This is a genomic window from Micromonospora sp. R77 (assembly GCF_022747945.1).
In the GTDB taxonomy this organism is placed as follows: domain Bacteria; phylum Actinomycetota; class Actinomycetes; order Mycobacteriales; family Micromonosporaceae; genus Micromonospora.
The window spans coordinates 2,501,582-2,518,957 of sequence record NZ_JALDST010000001.1 but is presented as its reverse complement, the minus strand read 5'-3'; the positions used below and the strand labels follow the sequence as shown (position 1 = coordinate 2,518,957).

At 73.3% G+C, this 17,376-nt stretch carries 13 protein-coding genes and 1 pseudogene; 6 read left to right on the top strand and 8 right to left on the bottom strand.

What is annotated here, in order from left to right:
- Positions 1 to 106: 106 nt before the first annotated feature.
- Positions 107 to 1,579: an MFS transporter gene (locus tag MRQ36_RS11640; RefSeq protein ID WP_242794928.1), complete on the top strand. Its 1,473-nt coding sequence runs from the start codon at positions 107 to 109 to the stop codon at positions 1,577 to 1,579.
- On the opposite strand, the gene MRQ36_RS11635 is transcribed toward MRQ36_RS11640, so the two are convergent.
- The 4 genes and pseudogenes from MRQ36_RS11635 to MRQ36_RS11620 form a co-directional block, all read right to left on the bottom strand.
- On the bottom strand, positions 1,566 to 2,321 hold the full coding sequence (locus MRQ36_RS11635; protein ID WP_242794926.1) for a carbonic anhydrase: 756 nt from the start codon (positions 2,319 to 2,321) through the stop codon (positions 1,566 to 1,568). The genes MRQ36_RS11640 and MRQ36_RS11635 overlap by 14 nt on opposite strands.
- A 132-nt stretch (positions 2,322 to 2,453) precedes the next feature.
- Positions 2,454 to 4,205: a 2-isopropylmalate synthase gene (gene leuA / locus MRQ36_RS11630; protein WP_242794924.1), complete on the bottom strand. Its 1,752-nt coding sequence runs from the start codon at positions 4,203 to 4,205 to the stop codon at positions 2,454 to 2,456.
- 285 nt (positions 4,206 to 4,490) lie between these two features.
- Positions 4,491 to 5,039, bottom strand: a pseudogene (locus tag MRQ36_RS11625) (nitroreductase family protein); the annotation flags it as partial.
- Between the two features lie 83 nt (positions 5,040 to 5,122).
- The gene (locus MRQ36_RS11620; RefSeq protein ID WP_242794920.1) at positions 5,123 to 5,911 is read right to left on the bottom strand and encodes a hypothetical protein; all 789 of its coding nucleotides are present in this window, start codon (positions 5,909 to 5,911) and stop codon (positions 5,123 to 5,125) included.
- 247 nt (positions 5,912 to 6,158) lie between these two features.
- Here MRQ36_RS11620 and MRQ36_RS11615 point away from each other — a divergent pair, with 247 nt between their 5' ends.
- Positions 6,159 to 7,424, top strand: a complete 1,266-nt coding sequence (locus MRQ36_RS11615) for an aspartate kinase (RefSeq protein ID WP_242794918.1) — start codon at positions 6,159 to 6,161, stop codon at positions 7,422 to 7,424.
- 5 nt (positions 7,425 to 7,429) lie between these two features.
- Positions 7,430 to 8,491: an aspartate-semialdehyde dehydrogenase gene (locus tag MRQ36_RS11610; RefSeq protein WP_242794916.1), complete on the top strand. Its 1,062-nt coding sequence runs from the start codon at positions 7,430 to 7,432 to the stop codon at positions 8,489 to 8,491.
- Positions 8,492 to 8,661: 170 nt separating this feature from the next.
- Here the strand turns inward: MRQ36_RS11610 and MRQ36_RS11605 are convergent, their stop codons facing one another.
- Entirely contained in the window at positions 8,662 to 10,038 is a 1,377-nt protein-coding gene (locus MRQ36_RS11605) for a diguanylate cyclase (protein ID WP_278187484.1), read from the bottom strand.
- Between the two features lie 230 nt (positions 10,039 to 10,268).
- Here MRQ36_RS11605 and MRQ36_RS11600 point away from each other — a divergent pair, with 230 nt between their 5' ends.
- A complete protein-coding gene (locus tag MRQ36_RS11600) occupies positions 10,269 to 11,048 on the top strand; it encodes a phosphodiesterase (RefSeq protein ID WP_242794910.1) in 780 nt (259 codons plus the stop codon).
- 372 nt (positions 11,049 to 11,420) lie between these two features.
- Here MRQ36_RS11600 and MRQ36_RS11595 read toward each other — a convergent pair whose 3' ends face one another.
- Positions 11,421 to 12,224, bottom strand: coding sequence for an alpha/beta fold hydrolase (locus tag MRQ36_RS11595; protein WP_278187483.1), 804 nt, complete (start codon positions 12,222 to 12,224; stop codon positions 11,421 to 11,423).
- A gap of 283 nt (positions 12,225 to 12,507) precedes the next feature.
- On the opposite strand from MRQ36_RS11595, the gene MRQ36_RS11590 reads away from it, so the two are divergent.
- Positions 12,508 to 14,247 carry a bifunctional UDP-sugar hydrolase/5'-nucleotidase gene (locus MRQ36_RS11590; protein WP_242794909.1) on the top strand — a complete coding sequence of 580 codons (1,740 nt, stop codon included), beginning with the start codon at positions 12,508 to 12,510 and terminating at the stop codon, positions 14,245 to 14,247.
- Positions 14,248 to 14,321: 74 nt separating this feature from the next.
- Here the strand turns inward: MRQ36_RS11590 and MRQ36_RS11585 are convergent, their stop codons facing one another.
- Positions 14,322 to 15,605, bottom strand: a complete 1,284-nt coding sequence (locus MRQ36_RS11585) for an MFS transporter (protein ID WP_242794903.1) — start codon at positions 15,603 to 15,605, stop codon at positions 14,322 to 14,324.
- 88 nt (positions 15,606 to 15,693) lie between these two features.
- Between MRQ36_RS11585 and MRQ36_RS11580 the strand changes: the two genes are divergently transcribed.
- On the top strand, positions 15,694 to 16,188 hold the full coding sequence (locus MRQ36_RS11580) for a hypothetical protein (protein ID WP_242801027.1): 495 nt from the start codon (positions 15,694 to 15,696) through the stop codon (positions 16,186 to 16,188).
- 34 nt (positions 16,189 to 16,222) lie between these two features.
- Here the strand turns inward: MRQ36_RS11580 and MRQ36_RS11575 are convergent, their stop codons facing one another.
- Entirely contained in the window at positions 16,223 to 17,329 is a 1,107-nt protein-coding gene (locus tag MRQ36_RS11575; protein WP_242794902.1) for a calcium:proton antiporter, read from the bottom strand.
- Positions 17,330 to 17,376: the final 47 nt, after the last annotated feature.

The window sequence follows — 17,376 nt, the reverse complement described above, 5'->3', positions numbered from 1 at the left end:
AGACGACACCTCTCCAGCTTGCGGGCTCCCGGCGAGTTGGCACAGTACCCCGGCGCGGTTTCCGTGATTCGTGGCGTCGGGACCGATCGCCGGGCAGATTGGAGCCATGACCGCATCCGCTCCCGCGCTCCGGACGGGAACCCCCGCCGCGCGGGGCACCCTGCTGGCCGCGATCCTCGCCTCCGGCATGGTGTTCCTCGACAGCACCGTCGTCAACGTGGCCCTGCCCCGGCTCGGCGCCGAACTCGGCGCGACGGTCGCCGATCTGCAGTGGACGGTCAACGGCTACCTGCTGATGCTGGCCGCGTTCGTGCTGCTCGGCGGGGCGCTCGGGGACCGCTTCGGGCGTCGTCGGGTCTTCCTGCTCGGGGTGACCTGGTTCGCCGTCGCCTCCGTGCTCTGCGGGCTGGCCCAGGGCACCGGCTGGCTGGTCGCCGCCCGGTTCCTCCAGGGCGCCGGCGGCGCGCTGCTCACCCCCGGCTCGCTCGCCGTCCTCCAGGCCAGCTTCCACCCGGACGACCGCGGGCGGGCCATCGGCACCTGGGCCGGACTGTCCGGTGTCTCCACCGCGCTCGGCCCGCTGCTGGGTGGCTGGTTGATCGACGCGCTCTCCTGGCGGTGGATCTTCTTCATCAACCTGCCGCTGGCCGTGGGCGTGCTGCTCGCCGCGCTGCGCTGGGTGCCGGAGAGCCGGGACGAGGACGCCTCGCGTACCGGGGCGGGGCGGCGGCGCTTCGACGTGGCCGGGGCACTGCTCGGCGCGGTCGGCCTGGGCGGTGTCACGTACGCCCTGATCGACGCCCCGGCGCGCGGGGCCGGCACGCTGCCGGTGCTGGCCTCGGCGCTGGTCGGGGTGGCCGCCGCGGTGGTCTTCGTGCTGGTGGAACGGCGGCGCGGGGACACCGCCATGCTCCCCACCGGCCTCTTCAGCAGCCGGCTCTTCTCCGTGCTCAACCTCTTCACCGTCGCGGTGTACGCCGCGCTGGGCGGGTTCACCTTCTTCCTCGCCGTCTACCTGCAGAACGTGGTCGGCTGGTCAGCCCTGCTGACCGGGCTGGCCACGCTGCCGATGACGGTGCTGCTGCTGCTCGGTTCGTCGCGGGCGGGGGCGCTGGCCGCCCGGATCGGCCCCCGGCTGCCGCTCACCGTCGGTCCGGTGGTCGCCGCGGTCGGCCTGCTGCTGCTGCGCCGGGTCGGGCCGGGGGCGTCGTACTGGGTGGACGTGCTGCCGGGGGTGGTCCTGTTCGGAGCGGGCCTGACGCTGGTGGTGGCCCCGCTGACCGCCTCGGTGCTGGCCGCCGTCGCCGACCGGTTCGCCGGGGTGGCGAGCGGCTTCAACAACGCCGCCTCCCGGGCCGGGAGCCTGCTGGCCGTGGCCGCCCTGCCACTGCTCGTCGGCCTCTCCGGGACCGGCTACGAGCAGCGAAGTGCGCTGACCGGCGCGTACCGGGGGGCGCTGCTGTGGTGCGCCGGGCTGCTGCTCGCCGCCGCCGCGACGGCCGCCCTGCTCATCCACCGCCCGCCGCGCGGACCCGCCGACGGACAGTCGGCCCCCGGGCAACCGGTCAGACCGGGGTGACCAGCCCGTCGTCGAGGTCGTAGCGGGCCCCCACGATCAGCAGTTCCCCGCGGGCCACCCGTCCGGCGAGCAACGGGCTGCCGTCGCGCAGAGCGCGGACCTGGGCCCGGACGTTCGCCCGGCACCCGTTCTCCACCGGGTCGCCGGGCCGGTCGAGCACCGGTGCGACGACCGGCCGCAACGCCGCCACCAGGGCGTCGACGTGGTACGGCGGGGTGGTGCCGTTACGGAGCGCGTCGACCGTGGCCGCGACCGCCCCGCACCGCTCGTGGCCGAGCACCACGACGAGCGGGCTGGCGAAGGTCAGCACGGCGTACTCGACGGTGCCGAGCACGAACTCGTCGACCAGGTTGCCGGCGAGTCGGGCGTCGAAGAGGTCACCGAGCCCCTGGTCGAAGAGGAGTTCGGGCGGTACGCGGGAGTCGGCGCAGCCGAGCACGACCGCGTACGGCCGCTGCCCGGAAGCCAGCCGGCGCAGCGTGTCCGGGTCCTGGCGCGGCCGTTCCGCCCGACCCGCGGCGAACCGCCGGTTGCCGGCGAGCAGCGCCGCCAGCGCGGCGCGCGGTCCGGGCTGCGGCTGGGTGCCCGTGTCGCGGGGTGGGGCAGCGGTGCGGACCGGCGGGGCGGCGGGTCTCCCGGCCGCTGCGGCGGCCGTCGCCGCGGCGGTCACCGCCGTCGGGCCGAGCGCGGCGAGTCCACCGGCCACGAGCAGGCCACGCCGGGTCACGGGCTGGCGGTGCATCCGGATCCCTTCCGGTCCGGTCGGGCGACCGGCTCCGGACGGATCAACGACCGGCGGCACCGGAACGGGACGGACGGGTCCGGAGCGATGGCGGAGGGTCCCCGATCGACGAGACCGGGGACCCTCCCCGGTTCAGCTCCGGGCGCGGTTGACGGCGCTGGTGACCGCCTTCACCGAGGCGGTGACGATGTTGGCGTCCGTACCGACGCCCCACACCGTCCGACCGTCCACCTCGCACTCCACGTACGCGGCGGCCTGCGCGTCACCACCCGAGGAGAGCGCGTGCTCGTGGTAGTCGAGCACGCGTACCGTCACGCCCACGGACTGCAGCGCGTTGACGTACGCGTCGATCGGGCCGTTGCCGACCGCGGTGAGCGGCCGGGCCTCGCCGCCGAGACCGACCTGGGCCTCGATCTCGACCTTGCCGTCGACGGTGCCGATGGTGTAGCCGGCCAGCGTGACCGCCGGGTCGACCTGGTGGTCGACCAGGTAGTTGCGGGCGAAGATCTCCCACATGGTGCCCGGGTCGACCTCGCCGCCGTCGTGGTCGGTGACCTGCTGCACGACGCCGGAGAACTCGATCTGGAGGCGGCGCGGCAGGTCGAGCTGGTGCTCGGACTTCATGATGTACGCGACGCCGCCCTTGCCGGACTGCGAGTTGACCCGGATGACCGCCTCGTAGGTGCGGCCCAGGTCCTTCGGGTCGATCGGCAGGTAGGGCACCGCCCAGGTGTGCTCGTCGATCGGCACCCCGGCCGCCGCCGCGTCCTTCGCCAGCGCCTCGAAGCCCTTCTTGATGGCGTCCTGGTGGGAGCCGGAGAAGGCGGTGTAGACCAGATCGCCCGCGTACGGGTGGCGCTCGTGCACGGGCAGCTGGTTGCAGTACTCGACCGCGCGCTTGACCTCGTCGATGTTCGAGAAGTCGATCATCGGGTCGATGCCCTGGGAGAAGAGGTTCAGGCCCAGGGTGACCAGGTCGACGTTGCCGGTCCGCTCGCCGTTGCCGAAGAGGCAGCCCTCGATCCGGTCGGCGCCGGCCAGCAGGCCCAGCTCGGCGGCGGCCACCCCGGTGCCCCGGTCGTTGTGCGGGTGCAGGCTCAGCACCAGGCTCTCCCGGCGGGGCAGCCGGCGGTGCATCCACTCGATCGAGTCGGCGTACACGTTCGGCGTGGCCATCTCCACGGTGGCCGGCAGGTTGATGATCAGCTTCCGGTCCGGGGTCGGGTCGATCACCTCGATGACCTTGCTGCAGACCTCCAGCGCGTACTCCAGTTCGGTGCCGGTGTACGACTCCGGCGAGTACTCGTAGTGGATGTCCGTGTCCGGGGTGTGGATCTCCGCGTACTTCCGGCAGAGCCGGGCGCCCTGGGTGGCGATGTCGGTGATGCCGTCCCGGTCCAGGCCGAAGACCACCCGGCGCTGGAGCGTCGAGGTCGAGTTGTAGAAGTGCACGATGGCCCGGCGGGCGCCGCGCAGCGACTCGAAGGTCCGCTCGATCAGGTGCTCGCGGCACTGGGTCAGCACCTGGATGGTGACGTCCTCCGGGACCAGGTCCTGCTCGATGAGCTGCCGCACGAAGTCGAAGTCGGTCTGGCTGGCCGACGGGAAGCCGACCTCGATCTCCTTGTAGCCCATCTGCACCAGCAGCTGGAACATCCGGCGCTTGCGCTCCGGGGACATCGGGTCGATCAGCGCCTGGTTGCCGTCGCGGAGGTCCACCGCGCACCAGCGCGGGGCGGCCTCTACCCGGCGGGTCGGCCAGGTGCGGTCCGGCAGGTCGACCCGGAACTGCTGGTCGTAGGGCTGGTAGCGCTGGAACGGCATCCGGCTGGGGCGCTGCCGGGCGATCGGATCGGTCTCGGCGTCAGTGGCGGTCTGTGCCATGGCGGAGTGCTCCCTGGGAACATCTGGCGTCAGCAATCGGAAGGTGTCGGCGAGGTGCGCGGCGGCGGTGCCGGGCGGTGCCGAGGTGAAGTTCGGATGTGCTGGACGGCGCGGTTCGACTCCGCGACGAGGTGCCGGCCTGGTCAGGCCCCGTCGCGGCGACCAAGGAGAAGGTACGCCTGCCACATGACAGGGTCACCCTACGTGGTGAGACGGGGAGTGGGAAGGCAGGTCCGGACTTTGAGATGGGTGTCGCAGCCTCCGGGCGTCGCGTCGTGGTCAGCGGAGCAGGAGGGCCGCGACGGGGTGCCGGTGGCGCAGCCCGGTCTCCCGGGCCCGTAGCTCCGCGGGGAGCGCGAACGGGTCGCCGAGTCGACCGACGGCGGCGACCACCAGGGGGTGGATCCCGTCCGCCAGGTCCAGTTCGGTGGCGAGGCCGACCGGGTCGAAGTTGCTGATCTGTCGCACGTGCAGGCCGAGCGCGGTGGCCTGCACGGTCAGGTGGGCGACCGCCTGCCCCAGGTCGTAGGCGGCCCGCTCGACGGCTCCGCCGCGGGCCGGGCCCCGCGTGCCCCCGACGTGCGCGCCCACCACCAGGGCGGACGCGTGCCGCGCCCACCGCTGGTCGCCGGCCGGCAGGTTGACCAGGATCCGCTTCCAGGTCGCCTCCTCCCGGTGGCCGAGGGCGAATCGCCACGGCTGGGCGTTGCCGGCCGAGGGGGCCCAGCGGGCGGCCTCCAGCAGGGAGGCAGCCTCGTCGCCGCTGAGGGTCGCGTCCGGGTCGAAGGCGCGGGGACTCCAGCGGAAGGCGAGCAGCGGGGTGAGGTCAACCATGCGAAGAGCGTCCCAGATGGGCGATTCGTCTCTTACGTCGGGTCAGCCCGCTGTGTCCCATAACACCCGTAACCGGGCGGGGGTCAGCCCGTTCCCGCGATCGGACTGTCGGTCGGCTCGGGTGCCGTACGGCCGATCGGCTCGCTCTCCACCACCGGCCCGGCTAGCGGGGCCGTGGCCGGGCCGGGTGTCGGCGTACCGGCCAGCGTCAGGGTGCCCAGCGCGGCCCGTACGTAGGTCGGGGTGCCGTCCGGCAGGTAGCAGTAGATCCCCACGTCCAACGGCGCGTTCAACGACGCGGAGGTCGACTCCACCGAGTAGCAGCCACCAGGGACGCCGGCCGGCGCGGCGGCGGGGGAGACCGCCAGCGGGGCACGCCGGTCGGTGAGCACGTCCAGCCAGTCGGTGAAGGGGTGCTGCACCCGGGGGTCGAGCCGGCGGGGGACGGTGTCGTCGGCGTCGCCGAGGCGTACGCAGCTCGCCGGGTCCGGTCGGCCGGGCGAGGGCAGGGCGCACTGGAACAGCCCGTCGGGCGTGGTGACGAGCGAGACGTCCACCGTGCCGCCCAGCCCCCAGGCCGGCACGTCGACCCGCCAGGTGCCGTCGTTCGCGCTGGTCACCAGCACTGTGCGGGTCGGGGTGTCCGGCGTGACCAGGGTGTAGCGGGCGGTCAGGTGGCGGTCGAGCGCGGCGGCGGCTAGCGCGGCCAGCTCGTCCCGGGCGGCGTCCACCCCGGCCGGCACCGGATCGGCGGTGGTCGACGGCGGGGCGGGTCTCGGCCGGTCGTCGGCGGTGCAGGCGGCGAGCAGTGCCGGCAGGCCGAGCGCCAGGGCGGCCGTCAGCCCTCGGGCCGCGCGAAGATGAGCGTGCACCGGGTCATTCTGCGGTGCGGGACCGACGGCCGGAGTCCGCCGGACGGCTGCCGTCACGGCGTGTCGCGGCACCTCCGCAACGCCCCCACGGGCTGGTGAGCCGCCCCACGCCGGGCCGGATGGTGGGATCACCCGACCCGCCGCGCCGCGCCGACCGATACCCTGAGGTGGTCTGACACGCGCCGCCGGACCGGAACCCGGCGGCGTCGGCACGCTCAGGGTCGTCGCTGGGAGGGAGTGCGCCGTCGTGGCACTCGTGGTGCAGAAGTACGGCGGGTCCTCCGTCGCCAACGCCGAGCGGATCAAGCGGGTGGCCGAGCGCATCGTCGCCGCCCGCAAGGCCGGCGACGACGTCGTGGTGGTGGTCTCCGCGATGGGCGACACCACCGACGAGCTGCTCGACCTGGCCAACCAGGTCAGCCCGCTGCCGCCGGGCCGCGAGCTGGACATGCTGCTCACCGCCGGGGAGCGGATCTCCATGGCGCTGCTCGCCATGGCCATCCACAACCTGGGATACGAGGCTCGCTCGTTCACCGGTTCGCAGGCCGGCGTGATCACCACCTCGGTGCACGGCCGGGCGCGGATCATCGACGTGACGCCCGGCCGCCTCAAGGGCGCGCTGGACGAGGGCTCGGTGGTCATCGTCGCCGGTTTCCAGGGCGTCTCGCAGGACACCAAGGACGTCACCACGCTGGGTCGGGGCGGCTCGGACACCACCGCCGTGGCGCTCGCCGCCGCGCTGCACGCCGACGTCTGCGAGATCTACACCGACGTGGACGGCATCTTCAGTGCCGACCCGCGGATCGTGCCGAACGCCCGGCACATCAAGCACATCACCTACGAGGAGATGTTGGAACTGGCCGCCTGCGGCGCCAAGGTGCTGCACCTGCGCAGCGTGGAGTACGCCCGGCGCGCGGGGTTGCCGATCCACGTCCGTTCGTCATACTCGACCAACACCGGCACCATGGTCACCGGATCGATGGAGGACCTTCCCGTGGAACAGGCACTGATCACCGGGGTCGCCCACGACCGCAGCGAGGCGAAGATCACCATCGTGGGGGTGCCGGACGAGCCGGGCGCCGCCGCGCGGATCTTCGACACCGTCGCGGGTGCCGAGATCAACATTGACATGATCGTGCAGAACGTCTCCACCGAGGGCACCGGGCGTACGGACATCTCGTTCACCCTGCCCAAGGCCGACGGCCCGACCGCGATGGCCGCGCTCAGCAAGATCCAGGAGCCGGTCAAGTTCAAGGGCCTGCTCTACGACGACCACGTCGGCAAGGTCTCCCTGATCGGTGCCGGCATGCGCTCGCATCCGGGCGTCGCGGCCGGCTTCTTCGCCGCCCTCGGCGCGGCCGGGGTGAACATCGAGATGATCTCCACCTCCGAGATCCGGGTCTCCGTGGTCTGCCGGGACACCGACCTCGACCGGGCCGTCCGGGCCATCCACGACCAGTTCGAACTGGGCGGCGACGCCGAGGCCGTGGTCTACGCGGGCACCGGGCGGTAGCCCCCGTGTCGTCGCTGCCCACCCTCGCCGTGGTCGGAGCGACCGGTGCCGTCGGCACGGTGATGTGCCAGCTGCTCTCCGCCCGGCGGAACGTCTGGGGCGAGATCCGGTTGCTCGCCTCCGCGCGCTCGGTGGGCCGGCAGGTGCAGTGCCGGGGCGAGACGCTGACCGTCCAGGCCCTCACCCCCGAGGCGTTCGACGGGGTGGACGTGGCCATGTTCGACGTGCCGGACGAGGTCTCCGCCGAGTGGGCGCCGGTCGCGGTGTCCCGGGGCGCGGTGGCGGTGGACAACTCCGGTGCGTTCCGGATGGACCGTGACGTGCCGCTGGTGGTCCCCGAGATCAACCCGGACCAGGTCCGCAACCGCCCCAGGGGCATCGTCGCCAACGCCAACTGCACCACCCTGGCGATGATCGTGGCGATCGCCCCGCTGCACCGCGAGTACGGCCTGCGCGAGCTGGTGCTCGCGTCGTACCAGGCGGTCTCCGGGGCGGGGCAGGCCGGCGTGGACACGCTGCACGCCCAGCTCGGCAAGATCGCCGGTGACCGGGTGCTCGGCTCCCGCCCCGGCGACGTGCGGCAGGCGGTCGGCGACGAGCTGGGTCCGTTCCCGGCCCCGCTGGCGCTCAACGTGGTGCCCTGGGCCGGCTCGCTGGCCGACGGCGGTTGGTCGTCCGAGGAGCTGAAGATGCGCAACGAGTCGCGCAAGATCCTCGGGCTGCCCGACCTCAAGGTCTCCGCCACCTGCGTACGGGTGCCGGTGGTCACCGGCCACTCGGTGGCCGTGCACGCGGTCTTCGCCACCGAGGTGGACGCCGAGGGAGCCCGCGAGGCGCTGCGCAACGCCCCCGGCGTGATCCTCGTCGACGACCCGGCCGCCGGCGAGTTCCCGATGCCGATCGACGCCGTCGGCACCGACCCGTCCTGGGTCGGCCGCATCCGCCGCGCGGTCGACGACCCCCGCGCCCTCGACCTCTTCGTCACCGGCGACAACCTCCGCAAGGGCGCCGCCCTCAACACCGCCCAGATCGCCGAACTCCTCGCCAAGGAACTGACCCACCCCTGACCCACCCGCCGTCGGCCCGCACCCCGCCCCCCACGTCCCCCGGTCCGGTCGATCATGGACTTGGGGTGCCTCGTCTGCCGGTTCTGCGCAGTTCGTCCGGCACCACAACTCCATGATCGCCGCGGAGGGCGGAGGGCGGAGGGCGGAGGGCGGAGGGCGGAGGGTGGGGGTCAGGCGGCGGCGAGGTGGACGCCGTCGCGGCCCTGGCGTTTGACGGCGTAGAGGGCCTGGTCGGCGCGGCGGAGGGTCAGCTCGGGGGACTCGCCGGGCTGGGGGAGGGCGACCCCGATGCTGATGGTGCGGCCGGTGTGCCGGGCCGCCTCGGTGAGTCGCTCGGCGATCCGGACCGCCTCGTCCGGGCGGCTCACCTCGATCACCGCCACGAACTCGTCGCCGCCGACCCGGTACAGCTCGTCGCCCTGGCGCAGCGCCCCCTCCAGCGCCCGGGCCAGCCCCACCAGCACCCGGTCACCGGCCTGGTGGCCGTACGTGTCGTTGACGGTCTTGAAGCCGTCCACGTCGATCGCCAGCAGGGCCGTACGCCCCGGCGTGGCCGCCGCGATCCGCTGCCCGAACGGCCCGGTGTGTCGCAGCCCGGTCAACGGGTCGGAGCTGGCCTGCTCACGCAGCCGGGCCAGACTGCGCAGCCGGTCGAGGCAGGTCCACGCCTGGCCGGCCAGCAACTCCATCAGGTTGACCGTGGTCGGGTCGGGGCGCAGCAGCCGCTCGTCGGCCACCAGCAGCACCCCGCCGCCGTCCGTCGGGCCGACCGGCACCGCCACCAGGGTGCGTGCCCCGGCCCGGGCGAGCGGTTGGTAGTCGCCGGTCGGGGGGTGTCCCGCCTCGCCCAGCGTGTACGACGAGCCGTTCCGGTGCGCCCGGGCGATCAGCCGGCCGAGCGGTCCGGCGCCGACCTCGGCGAGTTCGGCGCGGATCCGCGACTCCAGTTCGCCGGGAGCGCTGGTCGGCGCGCCGAGTCTGGGCCCGCTGCGGCCGGCGAGCACCAGCACGGCGGCGGAGAGGGTGGATACGTCCCGGGCCGCGGTGATCGCCGCCGCCATCGGGTCCCAGTCGGTGGGGGCGGAGGTCATCGCGGCGGCGTGCCGGAGCAGCTTCTCGCTGCGGCTCTCGGCCGGCGGCCCACCGAGCGCCACGATCCGCGCGCCCAGCCGGGCGGCCAGCCGTGCCGCGGTCCGCTGCCACGCGGCGAGGTCGGCCGGGTCGCTCCACTGCAGGTCGAGCACCCCGAGCGGCCGGCCCGCCGGGTCCAGCACCGGAACGCAGACCTCGCTGGTGACGTCGGGTCGGATCGGCAGGTAGTCGGGGTCGGCGGTGACGTCGGCGACGGCGGCGGGCGTGCCGGAGGCGTGTACCCGGCCGACGATGCCGGCCTTCGGCGGCACCGTGGAGAAGACCTGCCAGGCGCCGGTGGCCGCCACGCAGCGGAGCCGGTCGTGGACCTGGAGCAGGATCGAGACGGTCGCCGGGGTGTACCGGGCGAGCGTGGCGATCGTCCACTGGCACGCCTCCAGGGCGGTCGACGCCATCGGAAGGCGGACCGTGACGTCTCGGACGACTCGCTCGTGATCCACGTCGTTCCTGGTGAGAGGGGCCGGACAGGCCGGGTGACGCGATCAAGGGTACTCAGCGACGAGTCGGCCGACCTTCGTACACATGTGCTATCCACAGCCTGTGGATGCGGCCTGTGGACGGCGCGGGGCCGCGCGGTGGGGACGATCGGCGATAGCGTGGGGGTCCGGTCCCCGAGGAGGCGTCGATGCTCATCGCCCAGCTCAGCGACCCGCACGTGACCACCGGCCTGCTCGCCGCCGAACCGGCGTCCGGGCTGCACCGGGCCCTCGGCCGGGTGCTCGCCGTGCGACCCCGTCCGGACTGCGTGGTGATCACCGGTGACCTGGTCGCCCACGGCCGACCGGACGAGTACGCAGCGCTCCGCGAGATCATCGGCCGGTTCCCGCTGCCGGTGCACCTGGCCGCCGGCAACCACGACGACCGGGAGTCGCTGCTGGACACCTTCGGCGGCACACCCTGCCTCGGTGGCGGGTTCTCGGCCTACTACCACGTCGACCACGCCGAGGCGACCGTCGTGGTGCTGGACTCGCTCACGCCGGGGAGCAGCGGTGGGCAGCTCGGCGACGACCAGCTCGCCTGGCTCGACGGGGTGCTGGGCGGCCGGCCGGAGGTGCCCGCCGTCGTGTGCCTGCACCATCCGCCGGTCGGGGTCGGCATCCCGGCCGCCGACGAGATCCGGCTCGCCGACGGTGCCGCGCTCGCGGCCGTCGTCGGCCGCCACCCTCACGTCGTACGCGTCACCGCCGGCCACCTGCACCGGTCGGTGACCACCGCGTTCGCCGGCACGGTGCTCACCACCGCCCCGAGCACCTGGGTGCAGTCCACGCTGACGATGAGCGCCGACGAGGAGATCGGGCTGGTCGGCGAGCCGAGCGCCTTCCTGCTGCACCGGGTGGCCGACGGTGGCTGCGTCACCCACACCGTCCAGGTCAGCCACGCCGCCGGCAGCACCTGCGCGTTCTGACCCGGGCGGACGCGTCGCGGCAAGTGGCCCTGATCGTCGTGCAGCGGGCATCCGATGCGGCCTTCCCACCGGATTGACACGCGGACGTTGGCGGTGCCGAAACCGGATCACCGAATGTCCGACCGACCGGCCCAACGCGGGGTCACCGTCCGGATGGGACGGCCTCCGCCCGGCGGACGTACTTGCCGATGGGAAGGTTTCCCAGGGTCACAATTGCCGTCCGGCACTTATAACGTCGTTCTGGGCGAGAGCCCTGCTGATCCACCCTGCTGGTGGTTCCGTGGCCGCACCTGCGGCGGACACCACTGTGGTGCCACGGGGTCGGCTCCCCGGTCCCTGGGAGCCGGCCCCGTGCCGGGTGGGACCCCGGGCTCAGCCCAGCAGGAGACGGCGCACCTCGGGCGCCAGCACCTCGGGCGGCACCTCGTGGAAGCCGCCGGGCAGGCTGCGGTGCACGGCACCCGGGATCGCGTCCGCCGTGGCGACGGCCGCCTCCCGCAACCAGGGCGGGCTGCCCGCGCTGTCGACCACCACGGTCGGCGCGGCGATGGCCGCGAGCCGGTCGGTCGGCAGGGCCCCGTCGCCGCTCACCGCGCAGTCGTAGGCCAGGGTGTGGGCCAGCCCCTCCATCCAGGACCATCCCGGGTCGCCCCGCATTCCGGCGACGGCCTCGGCGGGCACCCCCACGGCGACGGTCAGGAAGAGCTCGACCGCGTCGCCCCGCCGGCCAGCCGACACCAGCTCGGTCAGCCGTTCCTGAAGGTCGGGTGGGGTGCCGGCGGGCCCGCCGACCCGGAACGGTGGCTCGAAGAGGGCCAGGCCGGCGACCGGCAGCCCGGCGGCCGCCGCGTCGGCGGCGAGGATCGCGCCGGAGGAGAGGCCGTAGACGTACGCCCGGCCGCCGGCCGCCTCGATCAGGGCCGCCACGTCCTCGATCTCGCGCGGCACCGCGTACGGTGCGGTCTCGCCACTGTCGCCGCGGCCGCGCCGGTCGTAGCCGAACACGGTGAAGTCGGCGGCGAGGGCCGCGCCCAGCGGCCGGGTGGTGGATCGGTCGTTGAAGGCCCCACCGACCAGGATGATCGGCGGGCCGTCGCCGGCCCTCTCGTAGGCGATGGTGGTGCCGTCGGCCGAGCGGACCGAGTCCACCGTCCAGGCAGTGGGGATCGACGTCATGGCTACTTTCTAGCCCGACCCCCTGACAGCGGGGGCTCGTGAAGGATTTCACCTGCCCGTCATGTCCGACACGTCCGTCGGACCCGCACATGTCGCCCCCGGTATGCGAAGGTCCGCTGGACTGGTCCGGTCGACCGATCGTGCCTCGGGTGGCAAGCTTGCCCCGGCGGGGTGGCGTCCCCCCGACTGCCGCCGTCGCGCCGACCCCTGTCACGACACGTTCACCGGTCGCCGGGCGAACCATCGCCCGGATGCCACGCGTCGTTATCTCACGAGGAGTTCCATGTCCGTCCCCGGGATGCGTCGGGCCGCCGTCGGCCTGGCCGCACTCGCCGTGACCGCGTTCAGTGCGGTCGCCGTACACCCCGCCCAGGCGGAGGCCGCTGCCAAGCCGGTCGACGTCCAGCTGCTCGCCATCAACGACTTCCACGGCAACCTGGAGCCCCCGACCGGGTCCAGCGGCACCATCGCGGGACAGCCGGCCGGTGGCGCGGAATACCTGGCCAGCCACCTGAAGGCGATGCGCGCGGCCGCCGCCGAGCAGGGCAAGGGCACCGTCACGGTCGCCGCCGGTGACCTGATCGGCGCCTCGCCGCTGCTCTCCGCGGCCTTCCACGACGAGCCCACCATCGAGGAGATGAACCTCGCCGGGCTCGAGTTCACCAGCGTCGGCAACCACGAGTTCGACGAGGGCGCCAAGGAACTGCTGCGCATGCAGCGGGGCGGTTGCCACCCGGTGGACGGCTGCGCCGACGGCACCCCGTTCGACGGTGCGAAGTTCCGGTACCTCTCCGCGAACGCCTTCAAGACCTCCACCGGCCTGCCCCTGATGCAGCCGTTCGGCATCAAGATCGTCAAGGGCGTTCCGATCGGCTTCATCGGCATGACCCTCGAGGGCACGCCGAACATCGTCAGCCAGCAGGGCGTGGCCGGCCTGCGCTTCGCCGACGAGGCGGACACCGCCAACAAGTACGCCAGGATCCTGCGCCTGCTCGGCGTGCAGAGCATCGTCGTGCTGCTGCACGAGGGTGGCGTGCAGAACGGCGGCGGCATCAACGACTGCACCGGGTTCAGTGGCCCGATCGTCGACATCGCCAACCGGATGGACCCGTCCATCGACGTCATCGTCAGCGGGCACACCCACGCCGCGTACAACTGCAACATCAACGGCAAGCTGGTCACCAGCGCCAGCTCCTTCGGTCGCCTGGTCACCGACATCGACCTGAAGATCGACCCGCGTACCCGGGACGTGGTCAGCGCCACCGCGAACAACACCGTGGTCACCCGCGACGTGCCGAAGGACCCGGCCAGCACCGAGCTGATCAACCACTACAAGACCGCGCTCGGTCCGGTCGCCGACAAGGTGGTCGGCGAGACCACCAGCGCGATCACCAAGACCCAGGAGAACCTGTACCAGACCGGTGTCGACGCCAACGGCAAGCCGACGTACCAGACCGGTGAGTCGCCGCTGGGCAACGTGATCGCCGACGCCCAGCTCGCCGCCACCGACAACGAGCAGAACGCGGTCGCCGCGTTCATGAACCCCGGTGGTGTCCGCGCCGACCTCGACGCCGGCCCGGTCACCTACGCCGAGGCGTTCACCGTGCAGCCGTTCGCCAACAACCTGGTGACGCTCGACCTCACCGGCGCGCAGCTCTACTGCATGCTGGAGCAGCAGTTCACCGTCGCCCGGGTGCTGTACGCCTCGTCGACCGTGCACTACGTCGTGGACACCAACGGCACCACCGCCGCGGCCGGCGCGCCGTGCAGCGGCAGCCGGGTGGTCCGGGGCAGCCTCACCATCAACGGTGCTCCCGTCACCGACACCGCGACCTACCGGGTCACGGTGAACAACTTCCTCGCCGGCGGCGGTGACGGCTTCAGCGTCCTCACCGGCGGCACGAACCAGGTCACCGGCATGATCGACCTGGACGCCTTCACCGCGTACCTGACCGCGAAGTCGCCGGTCTCCGCGCCGGCGCTGGACCGGATCCAGACCACCGCCGAGGTGCCCGCCGCCTGACGGCAGGCCGTACGCCCGACGGGCCCCGGAGCAACCGCTCCGGGGCCCGTCCGCATCTCCGGGTGGGGTGGCCGTCAGCGGGCGACGGCCTCGGGCTCGCGGACCGAGGCCGGTGTGGCGCGGCCGTCCTGGCCGGGGGTGAGCAGCCGGCGCAGGGAGAGGGCGAGCACCGAGGCAGTCAGACAGCCGCCGACCACGGCGACCACCCAGATCCGGCCGTCCGCCGCGCCGATCAGCGGACCGGCGGTGACCGGACCGATGACCCCGCTGATCCCGAAGATCATCGAGCTCATCGCGTTGTACCGGCCGCGCAGCTCGTCGGTGGCGAGCGCGTTCGTGAGCGCCGGCATGACCGGTGACAGCAGCGTCTCGCCGAAGCCGAAGATCGCCGAACAGGCCACCACGCCGAGCGCCGCGAACAGCGCGTTCCGCGTACCGATCAGGCCGGCCGCGCCCAGCACGAGCCAGGCGGTGGCGAAGACCGCGCCCACCGCGGCGAGCGCGCCGGTCCGGCTGCGTCCCTCCAGCCGGCGGAGCACCACCAGTTGGGCGAGCACGATCATCACCGTGTTGGCGGCGAGGGCCCACGCCACCACCCGTGGGGACACCCCGACCACCCGGACCGCGTACGCGGTGAAGCCCACCTCGATCTGCGCGTACCCGCAGGTGGTGAGGACCAGGCCGAAGACGACCAGGCGGCGGAAGGGGCGGTCCCGCAGCACCGTGAGGTAGCCCCCGGTGGCCGGCCGGTGCTCGGTGCCCGTGGCGGTGGCGAGCCGGTGGCCGACGTGCGGCAGGGTCAGCAGGATCGCCGCCGGCACCAGGTAGCTCAACGCGTCCAGCAGGTAGATCACCTGGAAGGTGACCGGGCGGGTCACGTCCACCACCGCGCCGGAGACCAGGCCACCCAGCCCGATGCCGAGGTTGAGCAGGGCGAACTGGAGGCCGAAGACGCGCTGCCGCTCGCCGTCGTCGGTCAACGACGCGAGGATGGTGGCCTGCCCGGACCAGAGCGCCGAGCTGCCCACCGCGACGAGGGTGAGGACCGCGAAGGCGCTGCCGGTGGAGTGGACCAGGGCGAGCGACCCGGTGCCCACCGCCTCCAGCACCAGACAGGGCAGCACCACCCGGCGGGCACCGAACCGGTCGATCAACGCGCCGCCCACCGGGGACAGCGCGAGCGTCACCGCACCGAACCAGCCGATCGCCAGACCGGCCGTGGTGTCGCTCAGTCCACGCAGGTCGGTGAGGTAGATGAAGAGGAACGGCAGGGTCAGGCCGCGCCCGACGGCCGACAGCAGGGTGCCGAGCAGGATCCGGCGGGCTTCCGGGCGGGCGGGGAGGGCGCGGCGCAGCATGGCTGGATTCTCTGCGCCGGGTACGACCATCCGCGACCGGATAACCGACGGTCCCGCGACGATGGAGCCGGTGGGGGAGCCGACGACCGTGGTCTGCCATGCTGACCCGGTGACCGCGACCTGGCGAGACCTGCCCGCCCCGGCCCGTGAGATCGCGGCGGCCGCCACGGCCGCTGTCGACGCCGCCCGGGACCGGGACGCCGAGGCGTACGAGCCGGCGGTGGAGCGCCTCACCGCCGCCGACCGGGCCGGTCTGGTGCTCGGCGGGGTGGTCCGGCTGCTGCTGGAGGAGGGCCATCCGGACGGGTTGGACGGTGACGACGTACGCCAGGTGCTGGAGCGCTGCGTCCGGTCGGTGCTGCCGTGGTGGCCACAGGTCGACCCGCACGTGCTGCTGGTGCTGCTGGCCAGCTCCCTCGGCGTCTACGACCCCGGGGAGGACGACGCGCCCCCGGGTCCGGGGGAGATCGCCCGACACGCCCCGCTGCTCGTCGCCGACCTGCTGGCGGTCACCCGCCGGCCGTTGCCCGGCTACCTGGCCGCCGCGTTCGCCGAAGTCGCCCGCACCGAACTCCACGACTGACCCGCCCGCGCCGCCCGCCGTGGCGGGAGCAGGGCTAGGGGCTGGCGGCGAGGAAGACGAAGGCGGCGAGGAGCACCAGGTGCACCCCGCCCTGGAGCACGGTCGCCCGGCCCGGTACGACGGTGAGGACGCCGGTCACGGCGGTCAGCGCGAGCAGCGTGAGCTGGGTGCCACCGAGGCCGAGCAGCAGCGGGCCGTCCAGCCAGATGGAGGCGAGCGCGATGGCCGGAATGGTCAGGCCGATGCTGGCCATGGCGGAGCCGAGGGCCAGGTTGAGGCTGATCTGCACCCGGTCGCGGCGGGCGGCGCGGGACGCCGCGAGGGTCTCCGGCAGCAGCACCAGCAGGGCGATGATCACGCCGACGAAGGCTTGCGGCAGGTTCGCGGCGGACACTCCGGCTTCGATCGTCGGCGAGATGATCTTTGCGTTGCCGACCACCGCGACCAGCGCCACGACCAGCAGCGCCAGGCTGGTCCAGGCGGTGCGCGCCGACGGCGGGTCGGCGTGCCCGTCCCCGTCCGCGTCGACGATCCGTCCGTCCTGGCTGACCGGGAGGAAGTAGTCCCGGTGCCGGCCGGTCTGCACCAGCACGAAGAGCCCGTACAACGCGAGCGACGCCACGGCGGCGAAGGCCAGCTGCGCGGGGGAGAACTCGGGGCCGGGACGGCTGGTGGTGAAGGTCGGCACCACCAGGCTGAGCGTGGCCAGGGTGGCCACGGTGGCCAGTGCCCCGCCGGTGCCCTCGGGGTTGAAGACGGCCACCCGGCGGCGCAACGCCCCGAGCAGCAGCGAAAGCCCGAGGATGCCGTTACAGGTGATCATGACAGCCGCGAAGACGGTGTCCCGGGCCAGCGCCTGGGCCTTGTCGCCGCCGCTGATCATCAGCGTCACGATCAGGGCCACCTCGATCACGGTGACCGCCACCGCGAGGACCAGCGAGCCGAACGGCTCACCCACCTTGTGGGCGACCACCTCGGCGTGGTGCACGGCGGCCAGCACCGCGCCGGCCAGCAGCGCGGCCACCACCGTCACCAGCACCCCGGGCAGGTCCCGCCCCCAGGCGGCGGCGAGCACCACCACCGCGATCAGGGGTACGACGAAGGTCCAGTCGGTCACTCGGGATCTGATCAGGGCCGCCATCGGTCAACAATGCCAGGAAATCCGGTCGGGTGCCCTTTCGGCGGGAG